Source organism: Pseudomonas sp. RC3H12 (assembly GCF_018596375.1).
In the GTDB taxonomy this organism is placed as follows: Bacteria; Pseudomonadota; Gammaproteobacteria; order Pseudomonadales; family Pseudomonadaceae; genus Aquipseudomonas.
Genome location: NZ_CP075595.1, coordinates 1012642 through 1035707, shown reverse-complemented (window position 1 = coordinate 1035707; position 23066 = coordinate 1012642). Strand labels below are relative to the sequence as shown.

Annotated in this window: 21 protein-coding genes; 10 read left to right on the top strand and 11 right to left on the bottom strand. The window is 63.3% G+C overall.

The window, feature by feature from the left end; all coding sequences use genetic code 11:
- Nucleotides 1-97: 97 nt before the first annotated feature.
- The gene (locus KHO27_RS04770; protein WP_110698779.1) at nucleotides 98-874 is read left to right on the top strand and encodes a CPBP family intramembrane glutamic endopeptidase; all 777 of its coding nucleotides are present in this window, start codon (nucleotides 98-100) and stop codon (nucleotides 872-874) included.
- Nucleotides 875-1074: 200 nt separating this feature from the next.
- On the top strand, nucleotides 1075-2640 hold the full coding sequence (locus tag KHO27_RS04765; protein ID WP_214501285.1) for a methyl-accepting chemotaxis protein: 1566 nt from the start codon (nucleotides 1075-1077) through the stop codon (nucleotides 2638-2640).
- Between the two features lie 113 nt (nucleotides 2641-2753).
- Here KHO27_RS04765 and KHO27_RS04760 read toward each other — a convergent pair whose 3' ends face one another.
- The 4 genes from KHO27_RS04760 to KHO27_RS04745 all read right to left on the bottom strand — a co-directional run bounded on the left by KHO27_RS04760 (nucleotide 2754) and on the right by KHO27_RS04745 (nucleotide 5583).
- Nucleotides 2754-3638, bottom strand: a complete 885-nt coding sequence (locus KHO27_RS04760; RefSeq protein ID WP_110699161.1) for a pseudouridine synthase — start codon at nucleotides 3636-3638, stop codon at nucleotides 2754-2756.
- Between the two features lie 50 nt (nucleotides 3639-3688).
- Nucleotides 3689-3997 carry a hypothetical protein gene (locus tag KHO27_RS04755; protein ID WP_046856421.1) on the bottom strand — a complete coding sequence of 103 codons (309 nt, stop codon included), beginning with the start codon at nucleotides 3995-3997 and terminating at the stop codon, nucleotides 3689-3691.
- 55 nt (nucleotides 3998-4052) lie between these two features.
- Nucleotides 4053-4301, bottom strand: a complete 249-nt coding sequence (locus KHO27_RS04750; RefSeq protein ID WP_110698783.1) for a glutaredoxin family protein — start codon at nucleotides 4299-4301, stop codon at nucleotides 4053-4055.
- A gap of 73 nt (nucleotides 4302-4374) precedes the next feature.
- A complete protein-coding gene (locus KHO27_RS04745) occupies nucleotides 4375-5583 on the bottom strand; it encodes an ammonium transporter (RefSeq protein WP_111532750.1) in 1209 nt (402 codons plus the stop codon).
- A gap of 302 nt (nucleotides 5584-5885) precedes the next feature.
- Between KHO27_RS04745 and KHO27_RS04740 the strand changes: the two genes are divergently transcribed.
- The 6 genes from KHO27_RS04740 to KHO27_RS04715 all read left to right on the top strand — a co-directional run bounded on the left by KHO27_RS04740 (nucleotide 5886) and on the right by KHO27_RS04715 (nucleotide 12847).
- Entirely contained in the window at nucleotides 5886-6197 is a 312-nt protein-coding gene (locus KHO27_RS04740; RefSeq protein WP_023631678.1) for an ElaB/YgaM/YqjD family protein, read from the top strand.
- A 9-nt stretch (nucleotides 6198-6206) separates the two neighbouring features.
- Nucleotides 6207-6581 (top strand): phage holin family protein, encoded by a 375-nt coding sequence (locus KHO27_RS04735; protein ID WP_102683128.1) that lies wholly within the window; start codon nucleotides 6207-6209, stop codon nucleotides 6579-6581.
- Entirely contained in the window at nucleotides 6578-6904 is a 327-nt protein-coding gene (locus KHO27_RS04730; RefSeq protein WP_110698787.1) for a hypothetical protein, read from the top strand. The genes KHO27_RS04735 and KHO27_RS04730 overlap by 4 nt, the downstream gene beginning before the upstream one ends.
- Nucleotides 6905-6982: 78 nt before the next feature.
- On the top strand, nucleotides 6983-8314 hold the full coding sequence (locus KHO27_RS04725; protein WP_046857859.1) for a deoxyguanosinetriphosphate triphosphohydrolase: 1332 nt from the start codon (nucleotides 6983-6985) through the stop codon (nucleotides 8312-8314).
- A gap of 278 nt (nucleotides 8315-8592) precedes the next feature.
- Nucleotides 8593-9213: a response regulator transcription factor gene (locus KHO27_RS04720; RefSeq protein ID WP_031315749.1), complete on the top strand. Its 621-nt coding sequence runs from the start codon at nucleotides 8593-8595 to the stop codon at nucleotides 9211-9213.
- A 1-nt stretch (nucleotide 9214) separates the two neighbouring features.
- Nucleotides 9215-12847, top strand: a complete 3633-nt coding sequence (locus KHO27_RS04715; RefSeq protein WP_214501284.1) for an ATP-binding protein — start codon at nucleotides 9215-9217, stop codon at nucleotides 12845-12847.
- Nucleotides 12848-12877: 30 nt separating this feature from the next.
- On the opposite strand, the gene KHO27_RS04710 is transcribed toward KHO27_RS04715, so the two are convergent.
- A complete protein-coding gene (locus tag KHO27_RS04710; RefSeq protein ID WP_110698792.1) occupies nucleotides 12878-13222 on the bottom strand; it encodes a YggL family protein in 345 nt (114 codons plus the stop codon).
- A 185-nt stretch (nucleotides 13223-13407) separates the two neighbouring features.
- On the opposite strand from KHO27_RS04710, the gene dacB reads away from it, so the two are divergent.
- A complete protein-coding gene (gene dacB, locus KHO27_RS04705; RefSeq protein WP_110698794.1) occupies nucleotides 13408-14871 on the top strand; it encodes a D-alanyl-D-alanine carboxypeptidase/D-alanyl-D-alanine endopeptidase in 1464 nt (487 codons plus the stop codon).
- A gap of 438 nt (nucleotides 14872-15309) precedes the next feature.
- Here the strand turns inward: dacB and KHO27_RS04700 are convergent, their stop codons facing one another.
- The 5 genes from KHO27_RS04700 to KHO27_RS04680 all read right to left on the bottom strand — a co-directional run bounded on the left by KHO27_RS04700 (nucleotide 15310) and on the right by KHO27_RS04680 (nucleotide 19066).
- The gene (locus KHO27_RS04700) at nucleotides 15310-16119 is read right to left on the bottom strand and encodes an OmpA family protein (protein WP_214501283.1); all 810 of its coding nucleotides are present in this window, start codon (nucleotides 16117-16119) and stop codon (nucleotides 15310-15312) included.
- On the bottom strand, nucleotides 16116-16469 hold the full coding sequence (locus KHO27_RS04695) for a DUF4398 domain-containing protein (protein WP_102683122.1): 354 nt from the start codon (nucleotides 16467-16469) through the stop codon (nucleotides 16116-16118). Before KHO27_RS04695 ends, KHO27_RS04700 begins: the two co-directional genes overlap by 4 nt.
- A 9-nt stretch (nucleotides 16470-16478) precedes the next feature.
- Entirely contained in the window at nucleotides 16479-17300 is an 822-nt protein-coding gene (locus tag KHO27_RS04690) for a substrate-binding periplasmic protein (RefSeq protein WP_110698798.1), read from the bottom strand.
- Between the two features lie 86 nt (nucleotides 17301-17386).
- Nucleotides 17387-18316, bottom strand: coding sequence for an electron transfer flavoprotein subunit alpha/FixB family protein (locus KHO27_RS04685; protein ID WP_110739408.1), 930 nt, complete (start codon nucleotides 18314-18316; stop codon nucleotides 17387-17389).
- The gene (locus KHO27_RS04680) at nucleotides 18317-19066 is read right to left on the bottom strand and encodes an electron transfer flavoprotein subunit beta/FixA family protein (protein ID WP_110698802.1); all 750 of its coding nucleotides are present in this window, start codon (nucleotides 19064-19066) and stop codon (nucleotides 18317-18319) included. It lies immediately after the preceding gene.
- A 543-nt stretch (nucleotides 19067-19609) separates the two neighbouring features.
- On the opposite strand from KHO27_RS04680, the gene KHO27_RS04675 reads away from it, so the two are divergent.
- Nucleotides 19610-21274 carry an electron transfer flavoprotein-ubiquinone oxidoreductase gene (locus tag KHO27_RS04675; protein WP_111532746.1) on the top strand — a complete coding sequence of 555 codons (1665 nt, stop codon included), beginning with the start codon at nucleotides 19610-19612 and terminating at the stop codon, nucleotides 21272-21274.
- A gap of 64 nt (nucleotides 21275-21338) precedes the next feature.
- Here KHO27_RS04675 and KHO27_RS04670 read toward each other — a convergent pair whose 3' ends face one another.
- On the bottom strand, nucleotides 21339-22988 hold the full coding sequence (locus KHO27_RS04670) for a hypothetical protein (RefSeq protein WP_146230413.1): 1650 nt from the start codon (nucleotides 22986-22988) through the stop codon (nucleotides 21339-21341).
- Nucleotides 22989-23066: the final 78 nt, after the last annotated feature.

The following is a 23066-nucleotide window of genomic DNA, read 5'->3' as shown; positions in this document are numbered from 1 at the left end:
AATGTGGGGGCTTGCCCCGCGCGGGTGGTTTCAGGTGTCCTGAAGGCCAGACGAGGAGTCCTACCCTCCTCTGATTCACCGGCACTAAGGAAACACCATGCCTCTTCTCCACTGGATCGCCCTGCTCCTGCTTGCCCTTGGCTATGCGATCGCCCTGACCTACGGCAGCCTCGGCCTCGCCGCCCTGCCCGCCTTGCTCGCGCTGTTGTGCAGTGCCCTGCTCGTCCGCCGTCCGGTGCGCTGGCAACAAAGCCTCGGTCACCTGCTGTTCATCCTCCTGGGCATAGCCCTGGCGCTGCACTGGCTGCCCGGTTTCCATGGCGCTCGCGTCATCGACAAGGCCGTCCTCAGCGAAGGCGCGGTGCCCTTCTCCATGTACCTGAACCTGGACAAGCCGCTGATCGGCCTGTGGCTGCTGCTGGCCTGCCCTTGGCTGGTGATGCTGCGCGGTCGCGGCCTGGCCATGAGCCTGGCGCTGATCCTTCCCCTTACCCTGCTCGCCTGCCTGGGTGGCGCCTGGGCCCTGGGCCTGGTGGCCTGGGCACCGAAATGGCCGGACCAGGCCTGGCTGTGGCTGGCCAACAACCTGCTGCTGGTGAGCCTGACCGAGGAACTGCTGTTCCGTGGCTACATCCAGGGCGGCCTGCAACGCCTGTTCAAACATGAGGGGCTGGCGCTGCTGGTGGCCGCGCTGTTGTTCGGCCTCGCGCACCTGGCCGGCGGCTGGCAATGGTTCTACCTGGCCACCCTGGCCGGGGTGGGGTATGGTCTGGCCTATCGCCATGGCGGGCTGGCGGCGGCGGTGCTGTGCCACACCTGCGTCAACCTGGCGCACTTCGCCCTGTTCAGCTACCCGATGCTGGCCCCGAGCTGAACAATCGGTCATGATCAGACCTACACGTCATAATTTATAAAGAAAACTGCAATATTGAAGGCAATGGCTGCGATCAGGTCGGCTGAGATAGCTCAACCACACTGATGGCACATTGCCCCAGATCAAGGCAGTCAAATATTCATTCAATAAAACCAGAGGCTTGCCGATACCCGTCGAAAGCCTTGCGGATTGAACAGCCAATGCGTAACAACCAGCCGATTACCCAGAGAGAACGGACTTTCCCTGCCCAGCAGCGGTTGATCTCCACCACCAACGCCAAAGGCGTGATCACTTACTGCAACGATGCCTTCATCGAGATCAGCGGATTTTCCCGCGAAGACCTGATGGGCGCACCGCACAACCTGGTGCGTCACCCCGACGTCCCGTCAGCCGTATTCGCTCATATGTGGCAGACCCTCAAGCAGGGCCTGCCGTGGATGGGTATCGTCAAGAACCGCTGCAAGTCGGGCGACCACTACTGGGTCAATGCCTACGTCACACCGATCTTCGACAACAACCAGGTGGTCGGCTACGAGTCGGTGCGGGTCAAGCCCACCGCCGAGCAGATCCGCCGCGCCGAGGCGCTGTACCAGCGCATCAACCAGGGCAAGTCGGCCATCCCGAAACGTGACAAGTGGCTGCCGGTGCTGCAGGACTGGTTGCCGTTCATCCTGATCAGCCAGGTCGGTTTCCTGATCGGCAACTGGCTGGGCCACTCCTGGGGCTTCGCCTTGGCCGCCGGCCTGTCGGTGCCGCTGGGCCTGCTCGGCCTGAGCTGGCAGCAACGCGGCCTCAAGCGCCTGCTGCGCCTGGCAGAACAGACCACCTCCGACCCGCTGATCGCGCAGATGTACACCGACAGCCGCGGCGTTCAGGCACGCCTGGAAATGGCCATGCTCAGCCAGGACGCACGGATGAAGACCTGCCTGACCCGCCTGCAGGACAGCGCTGAGCAGCTCAGCGACCAGGCCCGCCAGTCCGACACCCTCGCCCACCAGAGTTCCTCGGGCCTGGAGCGCCAGCGCGTGGAGACCGAGCAGGTGGCCGCCGCCGTCAACCAGATGGCCGCCACTACCCAGGAAGTGGCCAACCATGTCCAGCGCACCGCAGACGCGACGCAGGAGGCCAATCGCCTGACCAGCCAGGGCCGCAATATTGCCGGCGAAACCCGTGACGCCATCGAACGTCTGTCGGCTGCCGTGGGCGAAACCGGGCTGACCGTCACCCAGCTGGCCAAGGACAGCGACGAGATTGGCGGCGTGGTAGATGTGATCAAGGGCATCGCCGACCAGACCAACCTGCTGGCGCTCAACGCTGCCATCGAAGCGGCGCGTGCCGGTGAAATGGGCCGCGGCTTCGCCGTGGTGGCCGATGAGGTCCGCCAGCTGGCCCAGCGAACCGCTGAGTCCACCGGGCAGATCCACACCCTGATCGCCAAGCTGCAACAGACCGCCAACAACGCGGTGCAGACCATGGAAAACGGCCATCGCCAGGCCCAGGAAGGTGTCGAGCGGGTCATGCAGGCCGACCAGGCATTGGTGGGTATCAGCGAGGCCGTGGCCAACATCACCGACATGGCGACCCAGATCGCCGCGGCCACCGAAGAGCAGAGCGCGGTGGCCGAGGAGATCAGCCGCAACATCAGCACCATCGCCGACCTCGCCGACCAGACCGCCGGCCAGGCCCAGCGCTCGGCGCTGCTCAGCGAAGAGCTGACCAGCACGGCGGGGACCCAGTACTCGCTGGTGGAGCGTTTCAACCGCTGATGACAAAAGGCGCCGCTTAAGCGGCGCATCGCCGGCAAGCCGGCTCCCACACCGACCGCGCCGCCCTCAGGCCAAGCGCCATCTCTGTGGTAGCCGACTTGCCGGCGATGTTTTTACCAGTCGAGCGCCAGCCGGCTCTCGAAGTAACGAACCTCACCCGTCAACGGATCCTCGAAACGCAGGCTATGGGCCAGCAGCTTGAGTGGCCGTGCGTAATCATCCTGCTCGTTGACCAACTGCGGATAGAACGGATCGTTGCAGATCCCCGCGCCCAGCGCCGCCATATGCACGCGTAACTGGTGGGTCTTGCCGGTGACCGGTGACAGGCCATAGCGCCACAGATCGCCATTTTTCTCCAGCACGCAGGCGTGGGTTTCACTGTTATCGACCCCTTCCACCTCATGCATGCGGAAGAACGGCTCGCCGTGCACCAGACGGCTGCGGTGCACCAGCGGGTAATCATGCTGCGGCATGGCCGCGGCGATGGCTTGGTAATGCTTGTCGATACGCCGCTCGGGGAACAGGCGCTGATAGGCGCCACGGCTCTGCGGGTTGGCAGAGAACAGCACCAGCCCGGCCGTGTGTCGGTCGATGCGATGCAGCGGCACCAGATGCGGGTTGTCCAGGCGTCGGATCAGCCGACGCAGCAGCGTCTGCTCGACATACTCGCCGGTGGGCGTCACAGGCAGGAAATGCGGCTTGTCCGCTACCACGAGGTGCTCATCCACATGCAGGATTTCTTCCTGCACCGGGATCACCTTTTCATTGGGTACTTCACGAAAATAGTGCAGGCGCATGCCCCGACGATAGCGGGTGTCCGCTGCAATGGGCTGGCCCTCGGCATTCAATACCCGCCCTCGGGCGAAGCGGTCCAGCCATTGTTCGCGGCTGATGCCCTTGAAATGCTCGCACAAGCAGTCGAGCACGTTTGCCCAGGGCCCCGGAGGCAGGCATACGGTACTGGCTTGCTGGCGGGCGGGGTCGAAAGGCGTGGTCATCATCGGGCTCGGTTCTGCGTGGGCGGACATTATCTCCTACCCCCCGCCCCTCAACCAGCCTCGCAGGCCGGCTCGCAGCGCGCCTTCAGCCAGCGCAGCACCTGCACCGCGTCCCAGCGGCCCGGATCGTAGAGGGCATAGCTCAGCCCCTGGTAGCCCACGACATCCAGCGGACGGTGGAAGCCGGCACGCTGGAACAGCGCCTCGATCTCGGCGAAGCAGGTATTGAAATGGACCTTGCCGAACGGCGTGCGCTCGTCGGTGACGATGCCATCGAGGCGCAGTTCCAGCACCGCCTCGCACACACGCTCGGGCGCCATGTGATTGATGCTGTACTTGAGTTGCTCGACATTGAGCATGACTTACCTCGGGATACTGTATTTATATACAGCATACGAAGCGAAGCGGGTGCCGTCAATGCGCGGCTCGGCCGAGGAAGGCCACTACTTGCTCGGCGTCGAACGGCCAACCCAGCTCGGCACCGGTATCGCAACGGCGCAATACCGGAATGATCAGCCCGTAACGTTCGAACAGCGCCTCACTGTCGGCGATATCGACCAGTTCGACCAGCAAGCCGTGCTCGACGAATGGCATCAGCACGGCTTCGGCCACTTCGCACAGATGGCACCCGAGGGTGCCGAACAATTGGGTTTCAGGCAGCATGCGTCTATCCGCAAAATCGCAGGAAGGGATGCTCATTCTAGGTCCGCCTGCGCCTGCGTGCACCTGACTTGCCTCAATCCTGGCTGGTGGCGCCGATGCGATGCACCGCCAGGTCCGCGCCCTGGAACTCCTGTTCATGGTTCAAGCGCAAACCATGCAGCGCCTTGAGCAGACCATACACGGCAAAGCCGCCGACCAGTGCCACCAGCACACCCGCCAGGCTGCCCAGCAGTTGGCTGACCAGGCTGACACCGCCCAGCCCTCCCAGGGCCACCTGCCCGAACACGCCGCAGGCGATGCCGCCCCACACGCCGCACAGGCCATGCAGCGGCCATACCCCCAGCACGTCGTCGATCTTCCAGCGGTTCTGCGCGGCAGTGAAGCACCAGACGAACAGCCCGCCTGCCACCAGGCCGGTGGCCAGCGCCCCCACCGGGTGCATCAGGTCGGAACCTGCGCACACCGCCACCAGGCCGGCCAGCGGGCCGTTGTGCAGGAAGCCGGGGTCGTTGCGCCCGGCCAGCAATGCCGCCAGGGTGCCCCCGACCATGGCCATCAGCGAATTGATCGCCACCAGCCCGCTCACCCCTTGCAGGGTCTGCGCGCTCATGACATTGAAGCCGAACCAGCCGATGATCAGGATCCACGACCCCAGCGCCAGGAACGGAATGCTCGAGGGGGCGAACGCCACCAGCCGGCCATCGCGATAACGGCCGCGGCGCGCGCCCAGCAGCAACACCGCCGCCAGCGCCAGCCAGCCCCCCATGGCGTGCACCACCACGGAGCCGGCGAAGTCGTGGAACGGCGCACCGAAGCGCGCTTGCAACCAGGCCTGCAAGCCGAAGTTGCCGTTCCACACGATGCCTTCGAAAAACGGGTAGATGAACGCCACGATCAACGCCGTTGCGCACAGTTGCGGCGCAAAGCGCGCGCGTTCGGCGATGCCGCCGGAAATGATTGCCGGAATCGCCGCGGCGAAGGTCAGCAGGAAGAAGCATTTGACCAGCGCGTAGCCATGGTCGCTGGCCAGCGCCGCCGCCGGCTGCAGGAAGCTCACGCCATAGGCGATCCAGTAACCGACGAAGAAGTACACCAGCGCCGAGATCGCGAAGTCGCTGAGGATCTTCGACAAAGCGTTGACCTGATTCTTGTACCGCACTGTGCCGACTTCGAGAAAGGCGAACCCCGCATGCATGGCAAGGACCAGTATCGCGCCCATGAGGATGAACAAAGTGTTGGAGCCGTGGACCAGGGAGTCCATCGCGCTGTGCGTGTTTTCCATGTAATGGCAGACCTGCAAAAAGGCACCAGGACAGTTCAAGAACCGGCATCCATGCACCGCATCGGTGCCAGGCCGCTGCCCAATTTCGGTGAGCCGGGCGGGGCCTGCGTGGTTTTTTCTTGGGTTTGTCGTGGATTGGGTTAAGGTTTAGCGGTATCTGCAGCAAGGGCGCCTGATGTCGGCGCACGCCTCGGCGGACACGCACCGTTTTTAGCAAGCGCTGTACCAACACATCCCGCTGAACCTTCCGTGCCACCGATCACTCGAAATAGCCACACACATCCACAGGGAGAGGCCCACTCATGGCCAGCAAATCGGCAAAGACTGCACAAGACATACTGATGGCTGACTTCCAGGCCCTGGTCCGCGACACCGAAAAACTGCTGGCCGACACGGCCAACCTGGCCGGCGACCAGGCCGATGAACTGCGCGAGCAGATCCACGATCGCCTGGTCCAGGCTCGTGAAACCCTGCAACTGACCCAGGACTCGGTGCGCGCCCGTGGCCAGGCCGCCCTGGGCAGCGCCGAGCAATACGTGCAGGAGAACCCGTGGCAGGCGATCGGCATCGCCGCCGGCGTCGGCCTGCTGATCGGCCTGCTGGCCAAGCGCTGAGGAACCTTCATGGACAACGAAGCCATCGGCACGGGCGCCTCCGGCAGGCGCCTGGGCGCGGCCGTGCTGGGCTTGCTGCATAGCCATATCGAGCTGTTCGGTATCGAGTTGCAGGAGCAGAAGGCCCGTACCTTGAGCCTGCTGTTGTTCGCCGGCCTGGCGCTGGTGTTCGCCCTGCTGCTGCTGACCGCCTTGTCGGGCCTGGTGCTGGTGCTGCTGTGGGACAGCTACCGCCTGGCCGGGATCATCGGCCTGTGCGTGTTCTACGGGGTCGCCGCGCTGTACTGCGGCCTGCGCCTGAAGGCCGCGGTGTTCGACGAGTCCTCGCCGTTCAATGCCACCCTCGAGGAGTTGGCCAAGGATCGGGAGCGCCTGCTGCCATGAGCCTGCCAGAACTACCCAACACCCGTAACCCACGGGAGCTGCGCAAGGCGCTGCTGCGCCTGCGCATGGAAATGCACCGCCAGGAAATTCGCCACGAATCAGGGCAGTTGCTCGAACCGGTCCGCCGCCTGCGCGGCATGGGTGGCTCGTTCGGCGAAAGCCTGGGGGTCAAGCACGGCTCGCTGTGGGGCATTGGCGCCGTGGTCGCCCTGGGCTTTCTCACCGGCAAGGGCGTGCGCAGCGGCAACCTGACGCGCCTGGTACGCCTGGGCGCCAGCCTGGCCCCGTTGATTCGCCTGTTCCTCGGCAGCCGCCGCCGCTGAAGCCCGAGCGCGCCCGGCCCTTGCGCGGGCGCGCCGGACACAGGAAGCTATCCCGACTCTACGATGGGAGAAAACGCCTTGGACTGGCAAACCCTGCTGACCCGCGAACGACTGGGCAAGGCCCTCTACAGCCCCGAAGAGCTCGGGCGCAGCCCTTTCCACAAGGACCACGACCGCATCATCTTCTCCGGCGCCTTCCGCCGCCTGGGGCGCAAGACCCAGGTGCATCCGGTGTCCAGCAACGACCACATCCACACCCGCCTCACCCACTCTCTGGAAGTCAGCTGCGTCGGTCGCTCGCTGGGCATGCGTGTCGGCGAGACCCTGCGCGGCCAACTGCCGGACTGGTGCGAACCCAGCGACCTGGGAATGATCGTGCAGTCGGCCTGCCTGGCCCACGACATCGGCAACCCGCCGTTCGGCCACTCGGGCGAGGACGCCATTCGCCACTGGTTCCAACAGGCTGCCGGGCGTGGCTGGCTGGACGACATGAGCGACGAGCAGCGCGGCGACTTCCTCAATTTCGAAGGCAACGCCCAAGGGTTTCGTGTTCTCACGCAGCTCGAATACCACCAGTTCGATGGCGGCATGCGCCTGACCTACGCAACCCTCGGCGCCTACCTCAAGTACCCCTGGGCCGCGCGCCACGCCGATGCCCTGGGCTACAAGAAGCACAAGTTCGGCTGCTACCAGAGCGAACTGGGGCTGCTCGAGCAGATCGCCGGCAAGCTCGGCCTGCCCCAGCTCGAGCACCAGCGCTGGGCGCGCCATCCCCTTGTGTACCTGATGGAGGCTGCGGACGACATCTGCTATGCCTTGATCGACCTCGAGGACGGCCTGGAGATGGACCTGCTGCAGTACGCCGAAGTCGAGGCGCTGCTGCTGGACCTGGTGGGTGACGACCTGCCGGAAACCTACCGCCTCCTGGGCCCGGGCGAGTCACGCCGGCGCAAGCTGGCGATCCTGCGCGGCAAGGCCATCGAGCACCTGACCAATGCCGCCGCCCAGGCCTTCGTCGAACAACAGCAGGCTCTGCTTGCCGGCCGCCTGGCCGGTGACCTGGTGGAGCACATGCACGGCCCGGCGCAACGCTGCGTGCTCCAGGCCAAGGACATGGCGCGCAAGAAGATCTTCCAGGACAAGCGCAAGACCCTGCACGAGATCGGCGCCTACACGACCCTGGAGATCCTGCTCAACACCTTCTGTGGCGCGGCCCTGGAGCAGCACGGTGGGCGCACGCCATCGTTCAAGAGCCGGCGTGTGCTGGACCTGATCGGCAACAACGCCCCCGACCCGCATGGTTCGCTGCATGGCGCATTCCTGCGCATGATCGACTTCATCGCTGGCATGACCGACAGCTACGCCAGTGAAATGGCCCAGGAAATGACCGGGCGCTCCAGCCCGAAGTAGAAAAAACGGGGTGGCAGACGAATGTTTGCCATCCATGTTTAATTTGTATGAAATTTCCTATGATATTTTTTTACAAATAAACTTGCCAGCCTCACACCCCCGCAAAAGTTATCAACTCCTGATAAAAACCCGCCAACATCCACATCTCACGTAGCAAAGTTTCGCGAGCGCTGTAAGTTAATTCCTATATCCCGCATTTGGCACCTACTTCCCTGCCCGCCGCCATGCATCTGAGCTAATGTGCCGGCTGCTTTCACCTGCAGCTTGGAATGTTGAATATGCACTCAGTCTTTATTGTTGATGACCATCCCGTTATACGCTTGGCGATACGGATGTTGCTGGAGAACCAGGGATATCGGGTGGTCGGTGAATCGGACAATGGCGTTGACGCCATGCAGCTTATCCGCGAAACCCCGCCGGACCTGGTCATACTGGACATCAGCATCCCCAAGCTCGATGGCCTGGAAATGCTCTCACGCCTGCAGGCCATGGCCATCCCGCTGAAAGTCCTGGTGCTGACCGCGCAATCGCCGGCACTGTTCGCCGTGCGCTGCATGCACTCCGGCGCGGCCGGGTATGTATGCAAGCAGGAAGACCTCAGTGAGCTGCTCAGCGCCATCAAGGCCGTGCTGTCCGGCTACAACTACTTTCCCAGCCAGGCACTCAATCCACCGCCAACAGGCAGCAACCAAGAGCTGGAACTGTTCCGCCAGGTCAACGACCGGGAATTGATGGTCCTGCAACTTTTCGCCCAGGGCCGCAGCAACAAGGAAATTGCCAAGGGCATGTTCCTCAGCAACAAGACCGTCAGCACCTACAAGAAGCGCCTCATGCACAAATTGCGCGCCAGCACATTGGTAGAGTTGATCGACGTCGCCAAGCGCAACGCACTGGTCTGAAATGATGACGTGGAGGTACATCGCTTTATTGCTGCTCTGCCTGGGCACGCCGCTGCAAGGTGGCAGCGTGACCGTCGACCTGGGGCGCACCTACACCTTGCTCAGCCGCTCGGCACCGACGTCGGTCCGGCCGCCCCTGACAGCGGCCCAGCGCGACTGGCTCGCAGAGCGCAAGGAGCTGGTGCTGGGTACCTCGGCGCCCGACTATCCCCCCTTCGATATCGCCACGGGTGGGCGCGAATACCAAGGGTTGACCGCCGACTACGCCGGTTTGATCGGCAGCGCCCTGGGCCTGCCTGTCCGTGTGCAGCGCTTTCCCAGCCGCCCGGCGGCGGTCGCGGCGCTCAAGAGCGGTCATATCGACCTGCTGGGCAGCGCCAACGGCTATGAAGCCGTCACCCAGGGCCTGGCGCTTTCGCGCCCCTATGCCATTGACCAACCCGTGCTGGTGACCCGCGAGGACGAAAGCCGCGCACTGGACACCGGCCTGGCGGGCATGCGCCTGAGCATGCTGTATCACTACCTGCCGCCCGGGGAAATCCACGCCAACTACCCCAAGGCCGAACTGCTGACCTTCGAGTCATCCACCCAGGCCCTGAATGCGGTAGCCTTCGAACAGGCCGACGTGTTCATTGGCGACACCATCTCCACTCACTACCTGATCAGCCAGGGTCACTTGCCGCATGTGCGCATGGCCAACTTCGGCAAGCACGAGGCCGTGGGCTTCAGCTTTGCCATGCGTGAGGGCGAGCCTATCCTCCAGTCCCTGGTTGATGCCGCGCTTGACGCGCAGTCCAGCGCCACCCGCAACGATATCTTCAAACGCTGGAGCGCAAGCAGCGGCAGCCTGCTGACCGATCGCAAGCTGCAGTTGTCGACACGCGAGGAGCAGTGGCTGAGCCAACACCCGATCATGCGCGTGGTGGTCAACGACACGGCGGCGCCACTGACGTTCTTCGACAGCAATGATCGCCTGCGGGGGATAGTCGCCGACCTGCTTGAGCTCATTCGCCTGCGCACCGGCCTGCGCTTCGAGATCCGCCGCGCCAGTGGCGACGGCGACATGATCGATCAGCTCGAGTCCGATCGTGCCGATATCATCGCCAGCCTGTCCACCGAGGCACGCCAGGGCAACCCGCTGCAGGTCAGCCGCCCCTATCTGGAGAGCGCCTATGTGCTGGTTACCCATACCGGCACCGACCAACCCAACAGCCTCAAGCAACTCAAGGGCAAGCGGGTCGCCGTTCCCCGCGACAGCACCGTGGCCGCCCTGCTTGCAGCGCGCCACCCGCGGATCCATCAGGTTGCCACCGAAAGCACCTATTACTCCATGGTGCTGCTCGGCAGCGGCGCGGTGGATGCGGCGATCGCCACCCTGATCGACGCCAACCACATGCTCGCCACCAGCAACGACCTGGTCATCCGCAGCACGGTCGGCACGGAACCCGCGGCCTTTTCCATGGCCACCGCCCCCGAGGCCAGTGAGCTGGGTTCGATCCTCGACAAGGCGTTGCTGAGCATCTCGCCAGAAGAACTGGGGGTGATCAACAGCCGCTGGCGCGACCATGGGCTGCGTGACGACGCCTACTGGCGCAGCTACCGCCGGGTGATCCTGCAGGTGGTCGGGGTGATCGCGATCCTGCTGGTGCTCGCATTGGTATGGAATGCCCGGCTGCGCCGTCAGATCAAACAACGTCAGCGGGCCGAACGGGCGCTGAACGACCAGCTGGAATTCATGGGTGCCCTGCTCAACGGCACGCCCCACCCCATGTATGTGCGCGATCGCGAGGGACGCCTGCAAAGCTGCAACGACAGCTATCTGCAAGCCGTCGGTGCCAGCCGCGAACAGGTGCTGGGCAAACGCCTGGAAGACGCCCCCTACAGCGACTGTGACTATACCCAACAGGTGCAGGACGACTACCAGCGGGTGATGGCGCAGGGAACACCCTTGATTCTTGATCGCCCCTTGCGCCTGAAAGACCGCGACATGACGATCTATCACTGGATCCTGCCCTACCGCGATTCGGTAGGCGAAATGCAAGGAATCATCGGCGGCTGGATCGACATCAGCGAACGCCGCAACCTGGTGCAGGACCTGCGCCTGGCCAAGCAGCAGGCCGATGACGCCAACCGGGCCAAGAGCACGTTCCTGGCCACCATCAGCCATGAGATCCGTACGCCGATGAACGCCCTCATCGGCATGCTGGAGCTGGCCTTGAAGCGCGCCGAGCAGGGCAAACTGGACCGCCCCGCGCTGGAAGTCGCCCACCATTCGGCCAACGATCTGCTGGGCTTGATCGGCGACATCCTGGATATCGCCCGGATCGAATCCGGGCAAATGTCGCTGGCTCCCGAACCCGTCGACCTCGCGGCGCTGGTCGAGTCGGTCGGGCGGATTTTCGACGGCCTCGCCCGCCACAAGGGTTTGGTACTGGATGTGGTGATTGCCCGCGAGGCCCGCTGCCATGCGCTGCTCGACCCGTTGCGCTTCAAGCAGGTCCTGTCGAACCTGGTCAGCAATGCGATCAAGTTCACCGAACAAGGGCAGGTGCGCATCACCGTCAAGCTGCGCAACGACGGCGAACCGGCGTTGCCGGCGCTTGACCTGGAGGTTCGCGACAGCGGTATCGGAATTCACGAGCACGACCTGCAGCGCCTGTTCTCCCCCTTCGTACAGGCCAACCCCTACAGCGACGGCGCACGGGCCGGCACCGGCCTTGGGCTGGTGATCAGCCGCGACCTGTGCGCGATGATGGGCGGCGAACTGACCCTGCAGAGCCTGCAAGGTGTCGGCACCCGCGTGCGCCTGGTGATGCCGCTACAGTGCGTCGAGCCGGTCGCGGCCCCGCCGCGGCCAATGGCGCAATTCCTGCCGCCGAACAAGCAACTGCGCATTCTGGTGATCGACGACCACCCGGCCAATCTGCTGTTGATGGCCCAACAGCTGAACTACCTGGGGTTGAACCAGCAAAGCGCCGAGGAGGGCGGCGAAGGACTGCGTAAATGGCGTGAGGGCTGTTTCGATGTACTGATCGTCGACTGCAACATGCCACAGATGAATGGCTACGAACTGGCTCGGACCGTGCGCACGGAGGAGCGCCTGCACGGCCGACCGCGCTGCACCATTCTCGGCTATACCGCCAACGCCCAGCCCGAGGTTCGCCAGCAGTGCCTGGACGCCGGCATGGATGACTGCCTGCTCAAACCCATCGGCTTGCAGGTGCTGGGGCAACGCCTGAGCGCCATCACACCCATTGCCCGGCGCTGTCACGGCCACCCTGGTTTGGCACCACGCTTCGATCTCAAAGGCCTGTCCACGATCGTTGGCGACAACCTCGCCGACCGCAACCGCATCCTCGAAACGCTGCTCCTGAGCCTGCGCCAGGACCTGAAGATTCTGATGGCCATTGATCCGCGGCACGAAGGTGACGAGCTGGCGCTGCAGGCACACAAGATCCTCAGCGCGGGACGGATGCTGAATGCGCGGGCGTTGATCGAGGCTTGCCAGGCACTGGAGGGAACGGACGTACCCCACGCCGAACTGCTAAGGCGGCGTCAGGCGTTGGCACGGCATATGCGCCGCGTGGAGAAAGCCCTGGCCAGGCAGCTGGAGCACCTGGCCGAGGCGGGATGAGGGCAGTACAGGACGTACCGCCGACATCAATCAGGAAGCCGGGTTGATCGGCTTTTCCGGGTACCAGGCATCCAGCAGCGGGCTGACTTCAATGCTGGTCAGTTCGCTACGGCCCTTGAGCCAGGCTTCCACAGCGGTGCGCTGCTCTTCGCTGACCGAGCCACGCTTGACGGAGCAGACCAGACCGAAGTCATCGCCGCCGACATAGTCCAGGCCGTTGGCATCCATGGCATCAGCCAGGAAAGCATCGAGGAAGGCATCGATGGCTTCATCGGACAGGTCTTCCTTGAAGCCCAGGTTCAGTTCGAAACCCAGCTCCTGGAATTCATCCACGCACAGTTTCTTGCGCAGGCGACGGGAACGGTTGGTAGCCATGAAACAATCCTCTCAATTAATTACGCGCGGCACTTTACCAGTTTCCGGCACACAACGGCGCTTTTCCGTCGAACGAGGCCCATGCAGAGCACGCTTGGGGCATAATGCGCACTATATTCGTCTTGGGGCCATCATTTCATACAGCCCCAGTGTCTTTTCCCCTCGCCCGCAGGGTTTGTCCATTTATGATCAAGACGCTCCGCCCACTGCTGTTCGCCGGCCTGTTCCTGCCCTTGTCGCTGTCCGTCCAGGCCGCCACCGTCAACACCAATCTGCCACCGAAAGTGCAACAGGCGCTCAAGACCAACAAGCTGCAGGACTCGGCCCTGTCGCTGGTCATGCTGCCGCTGGACGGACCGGGCGCGGCGACCGTGTTCAACGCCGACGTGTCGGTCAATCCGGCCTCGACCATGAAGCTGATCACCACCTATGCCGCGCTTGAGCTGCTGGGCCCCACCTTCCAGTGGAAAACCGAGTTCTACACCGACGGCACCCTGAGCAACGGCGTGCTCAATGGCAACCTGTACCTCAAGGGCGGTGGCGACCCCAAGCTGAACATGGAAAAACTGTGGTTGCTGATGCGCGACCTGCGCGCCAACGGTGTGCGTACCGTGACCGGCGACCTGATCCTGGATCGCAGCCACTTCGTGCAACCCAACCTGCCCCAGTTCAACGACGACGGCGGTGACGACAACAAGCCGTTCCTGGTCAAGCCGGACTCGCTACTGGTCAACCTCAAGGCCTTGCGCTTCGTCGCCCGTAACGACGGTGGCAAGGTCAACGTGTCTGTCGAACCACCGATCGCCAGCATCCGCATCGACAACCAGGTCAAGGCCGTGGCGGGCAAGCAGTGCACTGGCGAAGTGCGCTACAACCCGGTAGTGCAGCCTGATGGTGTCAGCGTCACGGTCAGTGGCCAGCTCGCCGATGGCTGCAACTCGCAGACCTACCTGGCGCTGCTGGATCATCCGACCTATGCCGCCGGTGCCGTACGGGCCATCTGGAACGAGCTGGGCGGCAGCATCCAGGGCCGCGACCGCATCGAGAACGTGCCCAAGAGCGCACGCCTGCTGGCACGGGCCTTCTCGCCAGACCTGGTGGAAGTGATCCGCGACATCAACAAGTACAGCAACAACACCATGGCTCAGCAGCTGTTCCTCAGCCTTGGCGCGCAGTTCCGTACCGACGCCGACGGCGACGATGCCCGTGCCGCCCAACGGGTGGTCCGCCAGTGGATGGCCAAGAAAGGCATCACCGCACCACACCTGGTAATGGAGAACGGCTCGGGCCTGTCCCGTGCCGAGCGGGTCAGCACCCGCGAGATGGCCGCGCTGCTGCAGGCGGCCTGGAAGAGCCCGTATGCGGCCGAGTTCATCAGTTCGATGCCGCTGGTGGGCATGGACGGCACCATGCGCAAGCGGCTCAAGCGCACCGCCATGACAGGCGAAGGGCACATCAAGACCGGGACCCTGAATACCGTGCGGGCGATTGCCGGGTTCAGCCGGGACAGCAATGGGCACACCTGGGCGGTGGCGGCCATTCTCAATGATCCCAAGCCTTGGGGGGCTTCGCAGGTGCTGGATCAGGTGTTGCTGGATCTTTATCGGCAGCCGAAGGTGGGGAATGGGACTGTTGGGGTGATGCCTTGATTGCGCTTGGGTCCTCTAAGTGTGGGTTTTGATTGATGTAAGCACATTCATTGACGCGGGCGACGCATAGTCACCTTTTCGCCTTTACGGCGACCTTCTTTTGCGCGGGTGCAAAGAAGGCAAAAACCGCTGGCTCCATTCATCCGGCCCCTACGCTTCGCTTCGGGGTCCCCTCACTCCGGGCTCGCTCCGGGAGGACGCGCCGACGGGCCATCCATGGCCTGATCGGCGCTTGCGGGCATCCATGCCCGTCACCTCCCTGCGCAAACCCTGTGTTCGGCCTCCTGAAGTCGCAATTGGCGGCGCCTGGACTATTGCGCGCTTAGAAGCAGAGCAAGAGCAAGACGAAAAAGCACAAATGCTTGTTTGGCAGCTGATCATTGATTGGCTGTCGCATCGGTGCGCCGATGCGACGTGCTCATGATCAAAAAGGCGAGCTCAGCGTGCGGGGGCGAGCTTGCCCTTGTCGTCGGAGAAGACGATCTCCACCCGACGATTCTGCGCCCTGCCCCGCTCCGAGGCATTGGCCTCCACCGGGTACTGGTCACCATAGCCCTCGACCTGGATGCGCTTTTCATCCACGCCCAGGTCAACCAGCATGTCGGCCACCGATTGGGCACGATCACGGGACAGTTTAAGGTTCTCTTCCGCCGCGCCGGTGCTGTCGGTATAACCCTCGATCCGCACCACTCGACGCGGATTGAGCTGGAGGAACTGCACCAGCTTGAGCACGGTGCGGCTGGCCGAGTTCTTGAGGTCGGCCTGGCCGGTATCGAACAGCACATCACCCAGGGTCATCACCAGGCCACGGTCGGCCTGCTCCGACGCCAGCGCTACAATTTGCGCCTCGACGAACTTGCCCTGCTGCTGCACGCTGGCCAGCTTTGCCTCGCGCAACGCCAGTTGCAGACGCTGGCGCTCCAGGTCGAGCTTGGCCATGCGTTCCTGGTTCAATGCCAGCTTGGCATGCTCGCTGGCGATCTCGCTGTAGCGTTGGCTGAGATAGGCGTAATGGCGGACATCGCTGCCGGTGCCGACATAACCGGCCAGGCGCTCCGCGCGCCCCAACGATTCGCCGGCACGGATCACGTCACGGGGCGCGCTGCGCAGCACGTCGGAATTGTCCTTGACCTTCTGGAACGCGGCGCTGGCGTCGTCCAGCGCCGACTCGCTGCGCTGGCTGGCGCAGCCCTGCAACCCCACCAGGGCCAACAGGGCCAACGCGGCCACGGGCGTGAAGCGGCTCATGGCTGCACCTCCAGCTGTTTGCGCAGACGCTTGATACGCGATTGCAACACCTGCAACTGCTCCTCGCTCTTCTGGTTCAGCACCCGCGCCTCGGCCAGGCGGGCATCGAGTTCGGCCTGCTCGGCGCGCATGCGTGCATCGCGATAGCTTTCACCGAGCATGTTGCTCTTGGCGCGGGCCAGTTTGTCTTCGGCCAACTTGAACTCCGGCACCTGCTCGGTGGCACCGACCGCCTTGGCCTGCTCGAGCGCCTGCTCAGACAAGCGCAGCTGTTCATTGGGTGCCGGGTCATTGGCACAGCCGGCCAGGCCAAGCACGGCCAGGGCGAGCATCAAGGGTTGGATTCTCACACACGCTTCCTACTGTTTGGGGGCACCCTGCGACGCCTGCATCTGCGCCTTCCAACGCTCGACATTGCGCTGCAGCACAGCCTCGCTCGCCCCGGAGATCGGCAATTCTGTCAGCTTTTTCGCCAGTTGTCCGCGCAACCAGCTGTCGTTGCAGGCCGAGTTGTGCGACACCGCCAGATACAACCCCGGCCGGTCCACCGGCAAGCCGCGGGCGATGAGGTCGTTAGCCACCCCAAGGCTCTGGGCCATGGCCATGCCCGAGTAGCGCCCGGCCAGCACATAGTCGACCTGGCCAAGCACCAGCTTCTGGAAGGCCTGCGTCAGATTCTGCGCCGGTTCCAGCTTGAGCTGGGCCTTGGCGAACGCCTCGAAGGCCGGTGTCAGACGGGCCTTCTCCGACAAGGCGCCCTGGTAGCGGGCAAGGTCGGCCGGGCCGTCGAACGCCAGGGCGGCGTCATGACGGGTCCAGACCAGGTATTCATTGAGCTGCAAGGGCGGGTGGATGTAGTCCAGGCTGGTCAGTTGGGTTACCTGCATCGGCGTGTCGAGCAACAGGTCCATGCGCCCGCTGCGCACTTCCTCCAGCGCTTGTTCGCGCTTGCCGGCGTGCAGCACCTCGACCTTAACCCCCAGCTCGGCGGCGACTTGGCGAAGCAGGTCGACATTGGCGCCAATCAGGTGCTTGGGGTCTTGCGGATCCTGCCAGGAATACGGTGGCGCATCCGGGCTGCCGGTGGCTACCAGACGCTCGCACTTCCCCACCGCCAAGGCCTGAGTCGACAGCAGCGCCAGCACGCAGGCCAGCACCCCCTTGCTCCAGCGAAACGCCATGCACCCTCTCCCGCCCCTGAAAAAAATCATGAAAAAACCCGGACCGCCAAGGGCGGCCCGGGTTCTTTATAAGTGAAGCAGTCGGATCAGACCAGCTTTTCCAGCTCTGGAACCGCTTCGAACAGGTCGGCGACCAGGCCGTAGTCGGCCACCTGGAAGATCGGCGCCTCTTCGTCCTTGTTGATCGCGACGATCACCTTGGAGTCCTTCATGCCGGCCAGGTGCTGGATCGCGCCGGAGATGCCGACGGCGATGTACAGCTGTGGCGCGACGATCTTGCCGGTCTGGCCGACCTGCATGTCGTTCGGCACGAAGCCGGCGTCGACGGCGGCGCGCGAGGCACCCACGGCAGCACCGAGCTTGTCGGCCAGGGCGTACAGGTGCTTGAAGTTGTCACCGTTGCCCATGCCACGGCCGCCGGAGACGACGATCTTGGCGGCGGTCAGCTCTGGACGGTCGGACTTGGCCAGCTCTTCGCCGACGAAGGCCGACTTGCCAGCGTCGTGGGCCGCGGCCACGGTTTCGACGGCAGCCGAGCCACCTTCGGCGGCCACGGCGTCGAAGCCGGTGGTGCGCACGGTGATGACCTTCACGGCAGCGCTCGATTGCACGGTGGCAATGGCGTTACCGGCGTAGATAGGGCGCTTGAAGGTGTCGGCCGATTCGACCGCGATGATCTCGGAGATCTGGTCGACGTCCAGCAGCGCGGCAACGCGCGGCAGGATGTTCTTGCCGTTGGTGGTGGCCGGGGCCAGCACGTGGCTGTAACCCTTGGCCAGTTCGACCAGCAGCGGCGCGACGTTTTCCGGCAGGGCGTGGGCGTAGGCAGCGTTATCGGCAACCAGCACCTTGGCTACGCCGGCGATCTTGGCGGCGGACTCGGCGACGCCACCGACGTTCTGGCCTGCGACCAGCACGTGGATATCACCACCGATCTTGGCGGCAGCGGCGACAGTGTTCAGGGTGGCCGGGGCTACGGCACCGTTCTCGTGTTCAGCGACAACCAGGATAGTCATTTAGATTACCTTCGCTTCGTTCTTCAGCTTCTCGACCAGTTCGGCCACCGACTTGACCTTGATACCAGCGCTGCGGGCAGCAGGCGCTTCGACCTTGAGGGTCTTGTTGGTGGAGGCGATGGACACGCCCAGCGCGTCTGGAGTGATGGTCTCCAGCGGCTTCTTCTTGGCCTTCATGATGTTCGGCAGCGACGCGTAGCGCGGCTCGTTCAGGCGCAGGTCGGTGGTGACGATGGCTGGCAGGCTCAGCGCGACGGTCTGCAGGCCGCCATCGATTTCACGGGTGACGTTGACCTTGTCGCCAGCGACTTCAACCTTGGAGGCGAAGGTGCCCTGGGCAAAGCCGGTCAGCGCGGCGAGCATCTGGCCGGTCTGGTTGTTGTCGCTGTCGATGGCCTGCTTGCCGAGGATCACCAGCTGCGGCTGCTCCTTGTCGACAACGGCTTTCAGCGCCTTGGCCACGGCCAGGGAGTTCAGTTCGTCAGCGGCCTCGACCAGGATGGCGCGGTCGGCACCCAGGGCCAGGGCGGTACGCAGTTGCTCCTGGGCGGCGGTCGGGCCGATGGAGACGACGACGATTTCGCTCGCCACGCCCTTCTCTTTCAGGCGCACGGCTTCTTCCACGGCGATTTCGCAGAAGGGGTTCATGGACATCTTGACGTTTGCAAGGTCGACGCCGGAGTTGTCCGCCTTGACGCGAACCTTGACGTTGTAGTCGACCACTCGTTTGACAGCTACAAGAACCTTCATGGATTCCTCGTTACTCTCCGGTGAAAAGAATGTCGCCTGGGGGCTGCCCGGCGAATGCGCGTGGGTACAAGGGCACCTCTAAAAACGTGTCGACAGCAGTAAAGTTCAGTTGACCGATCAGTCCTGTTACGACCCTGAGGGTCCAAAACCCGCGGGTCATTTCCTGTGGTGCCGTGTAGACTCCACTACAACACCTGATTCGGCCCGCAAACCCTGCTCTACGCCCGGTCTTTAGGGGTGCACCTGCGCCCGACGGTCAGCCTACGGCGAACGCGAAAGCGCTCGTATCTTGACCGTAACACCCAATCCGGTCAATACGGCAAATTGGCCAGCCCTCAGCCGCCTACCTGTGATTTTACGGGCCTCCGGCAAATTCAAACAAACGTTTGTATTGGACCCGCCAAGTGGTGTAGATATAATGCGCGGCCAAGACAAAACGGTGTAGTCCATCACCTGCGAAGCTACAGCACCTGAACGCCGCACGTGACCGTGAACACCCATAAAAGACAAGCAACGCGATGAGCCTTGAGTAGGAGAGAACCTGTGGAACGCGAATACATGGAATTCGACGTGGTCATCGTCGGCGCAGGCCCGGCGGGCCTGTCCGCCGCCTGCCGCCTGAAGCAGAAGGCCGCCGAAGCCGGTAGCGAGATCAGCGTCTGCGTGGTCGAGAAAGGCTCCGAAGTCGGTGCCCACATCCTCTCCGGCGCCGTATTCGAGCCGCGCGCACTGAACGAACTGTTCCCCGACTGGAAAGAACTGGGCGCACCGCTGAACACCGAAGTGAAGCGCGACGACATCTATGTGCTCAAGGATGCCGGAAGCTCGACAAAAGTGCCTGACCTGTTCGTGCCCAAGACCATGCACAACCAGGGCAACTACATCATTTCGCTGGGCAACCTGTGCCGCTGGCTGGCCCAGCAGGCGGAAAACCTTGGCGTGGAGATCTACCCAGGCTTCGCCGCCCAGGAAGCGCTGTTCGACGAAAACGGCGTGGTGCGCGGCATCGTTACCGGCGACCTGGGCGTGGACCGCGAAGGCAACCCGAAAGACGGCCTGTACACCCCCGGCATGGAACTGCGTGCCAAGTACACGCTGTTCGCCGAAGGCTGCCGTGGCCATATCGGCAAGCAGTTGATCAAGCGCTTCGACCTGGACAACGAGTCCGACGTCCAGCACTACGGCATTGGCCTGAAAGAGATCTGGGAAATCGACCCGGCCAAGCACGAGCAGGGCCTGGTGGTGCACACCGCCGGCTGGCCGCTGGACGTGATGGCCAAGGACAACACCGGCGGCTCGTTCCTCTACCACCTGGAAAACAACCAGGTGGTCGTCGGCCTGATTGTCGACCTCTCCTACGCCAACCCTTACCTCTCGCCGTTCGACGAGTTCCAGCGCCTGAAGCACCATCCGGTGATCAGCCAGTACCTCGAAGGCGGCAAGCGCATCAGCTACGGCGCTCGCGCCCTGGCCAAGGGCGGCATCAACTCGCTGCCCAAGATGGTCTTCAACGGCGGCGCGCTGATCGGTTGCGACCTGGGCACCATGAACGTGGCAAAGATCAAGGGCAGCCACACCGCGATGAAGTCCGGCATGCTCGCCGCCGAAGCGGTGGCCGACGCACTGATCGCCGGCAGTGAAGGCGGTGACCAGCTCAACAGCTACGTCAGCGCCTTCAAGGCCAGCTGGCTGCATGAAGAGCTGTTCGCCAGCCGCAACTTCGGCCCGGCCATGCACAAGTTCGGGCCACTGCTGGGCGCAGCGTTCAACTATGTCGACCAGAACTGGTTCGGCGGCAAGCTGCCCTTCACCCTGCACGACACCAAGCCGGACTATGCCTGCCTCAAGCTCGCGGCCGACTCGAAAAAAATCGACTATCCCAAGCCGGACGGCAAGCTCAGCTTCGACAAGCTCAGCTCGGTGTTTCTCTCCAGCACCAACCACGAAGAGGAACAACCCTGCCACCTGAGGCTGACCGATCCAAACATCCCGATCGCCAGCAACCTGCCACTGTACGACGAGCCGGCACAGCGCTACTGCCCGGCCGGCGTGTACGAAGTGGTCACCCAGGAAGACGGCAACAAGCGCTTCCAGATCAACGCGCAGAACTGCGTGCACTGCAAGACCTGCGACATCAAGGATCCGGCCCAGAACATCACCTGGGTCACCCCTGAAGGCGCCGGTGGGCCGAACTACCCCAACATGTAAGCCCTGCCCTGGCGGCAAGCAAAAGCCCCCTGGCCGAGAGGCCCGGGGGCTTTTTCCATGGTCCCTATCCCTTGTACGAAACCACGGTGTGCGTGGTGTCCAACCCCAGTTGTTCGAGCCGCTCCAGGACATGCCCCAGGCACTGTCCACCATCGGGTTTGTAGTGTCCGGAGGCATCGTTGACCAGACCAAGAATGTCGCTCACCGCATTGCTGGTGGTCTTGCGGTCGATGCGCATTTCTCCGGCGCACACCACCGGCTGGCCACCGCCAAGCTGGCTGTGCCGGGTATAGCGCGTACGGTCCAGGGACTGGTCCCAGAGTTTGACCAGAATGCTTTTTTGCGGGGTGTAGACCCAGGTGTAGGCATCCTGGGCAGTATTGGGGCGCAGATAGGTCAATCTGCCGCTCTTCAGCTCATAGGCCAGTATCTGACCCCGGTCCTCGCCAATTAGCTGACAGACGCCATCAAGGGTTTCAGGCTGATAGCTGCGCCATTTCAGCACGTCGATCAGCCATTGCTGCAATTGCACCGGGTAGGTGTAACCGGCAAAGTCCAGTGGCGCAGAGATATCAGCCTTGCGCCAGTCCAGCCAGTTCACCCGGCCTTGCCATGCCACGCCGCCCCTGGCCTCGATCCAGCGGTTGTCGCTCCCTACCACGCGGTTGTTCAGCTGGTCATTGACCTTCAGGTCCAGCGACTGCATCTTCCAGGCCGGACCGTACCCCCCGGCACTGGCCTGGTAGATCTCGACCGAATGCAACTCATCGGCATAGATCACGCTGCGCTGGAACATCTTGGACAGGTCGACCTCGACCTGGAAGTGCGCGCCCCGCTCGAAGTTGCCGGCCAACGGCTGTCGGTGCTCGCTGCCATTGATCGAGAACGAAAGGGTATCGCCGGTTCCGGCACTGTAGTCGCCAGAGACCGCGAGACACACGCTCAGCTTGTCGATGACCATACTCGGTACCTGACCCCGCCTCGGACGCTGAGGCAAGTGCACCCGCCAGGTTTCGGAAGGCAGCGCCTCGCTTCGTCGCTGCAGCCAGACCTCACCCGAAATCGGAGCACTGCACAAGCTACGGGTGCCGTCGCCATAGAGAAGCTCGCCCTGGGAAGACAGCCGCCAGCGATCTCCCGAGGCTGCGCTCGCCTTGCCGCAGATCCCGAGCCCCAAGGTCTGCCCGGTGGTGACATTGACCAGTTGCCCGTCCTTGTAGAGCCATTGCATGGCCTTGGGATCTGGATTCACGGCGAGGCACACGCCCTCCTCGTCCGCCATCAGATAATCGTGACCATTGGAGAGCATGAACGGGATACCGGTGGGTAGGCCGTTCAAGGGGTCCCCGGCACCACCACTGCCATCCAGTGCCTTCAGCTGGGTGAATTCGACGGTTTGCTGACGCTGCGCACTGTCGGTCAACAGCACGGCATGGCTGTTGACGGCCAACTCGATACGGCTGATGTGGCGAAAGTCATGCAGCGGATGCACGCCGGTCAGTTGCTTGCCGTCACCGTAGACCACCACCCACGCCTGATCGTGAAGGTGCCGGGACTCCAGGACACAGGCAAGGCTACGGCCCCAGTGAATAACGGGGGTTCTGGCTTGATCATCCGGTTTCGTGCTGGCGGGATTCGCAGCCGAAAAGCTCATTTGTGGCGGAAACGCTGGCAGTTGGGCCCGCGTCATCCAGGTAATGCTGAAACTGGACATGTACATTTTCTCCTGACTGTATGAACGGAAGGGTCCGTCAACGATCAGTCGAAACTACGTGCACAACCTCGAAGGCGC

Excerpts from the sequence above, each read along its gene's own strand:
- KHO27_RS04700 (WP_214501283.1), bottom strand. The coding sequence starts at position 16,119 with ATGAGCCGCTTCACGCCCGTGGCCGCGTTGGCCCTGTTGGCCCTGGTG.
- KHO27_RS04685 (WP_110739408.1), bottom strand. The coding sequence starts at position 18,316 with ATGACTATCCTGGTTGTCGCTGAACACGAGAACGGTGCCGTAGCCCCG.
- KHO27_RS04710 (WP_110698792.1), bottom strand. The coding sequence starts at position 13,222 with ATGGCTACCAACCGTTCCCGTCGCCTGCGCAAGAAACTGTGCGTGGAT.
- KHO27_RS04760 (WP_110699161.1), bottom strand. The coding sequence starts at position 3,638 with ATGACCACGCCTTTCGACCCCGCCCGCCAGCAAGCCAGTACCGTATGC.
- KHO27_RS04765 (WP_214501285.1), top strand. The coding sequence starts at position 1,075 with ATGCGTAACAACCAGCCGATTACCCAGAGAGAACGGACTTTCCCTGCC.
- KHO27_RS04730 (WP_110698787.1), top strand. The coding sequence starts at position 6,578 with ATGAGCCTGCCAGAACTACCCAACACCCGTAACCCACGGGAGCTGCGC.
- KHO27_RS04755 (WP_046856421.1), bottom strand. The coding sequence starts at position 3,997 with ATGCTCAATGTCGAGCAACTCAAGTACAGCATCAATCACATGGCGCCC.
- KHO27_RS04740 (WP_023631678.1), top strand. The coding sequence starts at position 5,886 with ATGGCCAGCAAATCGGCAAAGACTGCACAAGACATACTGATGGCTGAC.
- KHO27_RS04750 (WP_110698783.1), bottom strand. The coding sequence starts at position 4,301 with ATGCTGCCTGAAACCCAATTGTTCGGCACCCTCGGGTGCCATCTGTGC.
- KHO27_RS04735 (WP_102683128.1), top strand. The coding sequence starts at position 6,207 with ATGGACAACGAAGCCATCGGCACGGGCGCCTCCGGCAGGCGCCTGGGC.
- KHO27_RS04745 (WP_111532750.1), bottom strand. The coding sequence starts at position 5,583 with ATGGAAAACACGCACAGCGCGATGGACTCCCTGGTCCACGGCTCCAAC.
- KHO27_RS04690 (WP_110698798.1), bottom strand. The coding sequence starts at position 17,300 with ATGGCGTTTCGCTGGAGCAAGGGGGTGCTGGCCTGCGTGCTGGCGCTG.
- KHO27_RS04715 (WP_214501284.1), top strand. The coding sequence starts at position 9,215 with ATGATGACGTGGAGGTACATCGCTTTATTGCTGCTCTGCCTGGGCACG.
- dacB (WP_110698794.1), top strand. The coding sequence starts at position 13,408 with ATGATCAAGACGCTCCGCCCACTGCTGTTCGCCGGCCTGTTCCTGCCC.
- KHO27_RS04680 (WP_110698802.1), bottom strand. The coding sequence starts at position 19,066 with ATGAAGGTTCTTGTAGCTGTCAAACGAGTGGTCGACTACAACGTCAAG.
- KHO27_RS04670 (WP_146230413.1), bottom strand. The coding sequence starts at position 22,988 with ATGTCCAGTTTCAGCATTACCTGGATGACGCGGGCCCAACTGCCAGCG.
- KHO27_RS04770 (WP_110698779.1), top strand. The coding sequence starts at position 98 with ATGCCTCTTCTCCACTGGATCGCCCTGCTCCTGCTTGCCCTTGGCTAT.
- KHO27_RS04720 (WP_031315749.1), top strand. The coding sequence starts at position 8,593 with ATGCACTCAGTCTTTATTGTTGATGACCATCCCGTTATACGCTTGGCG.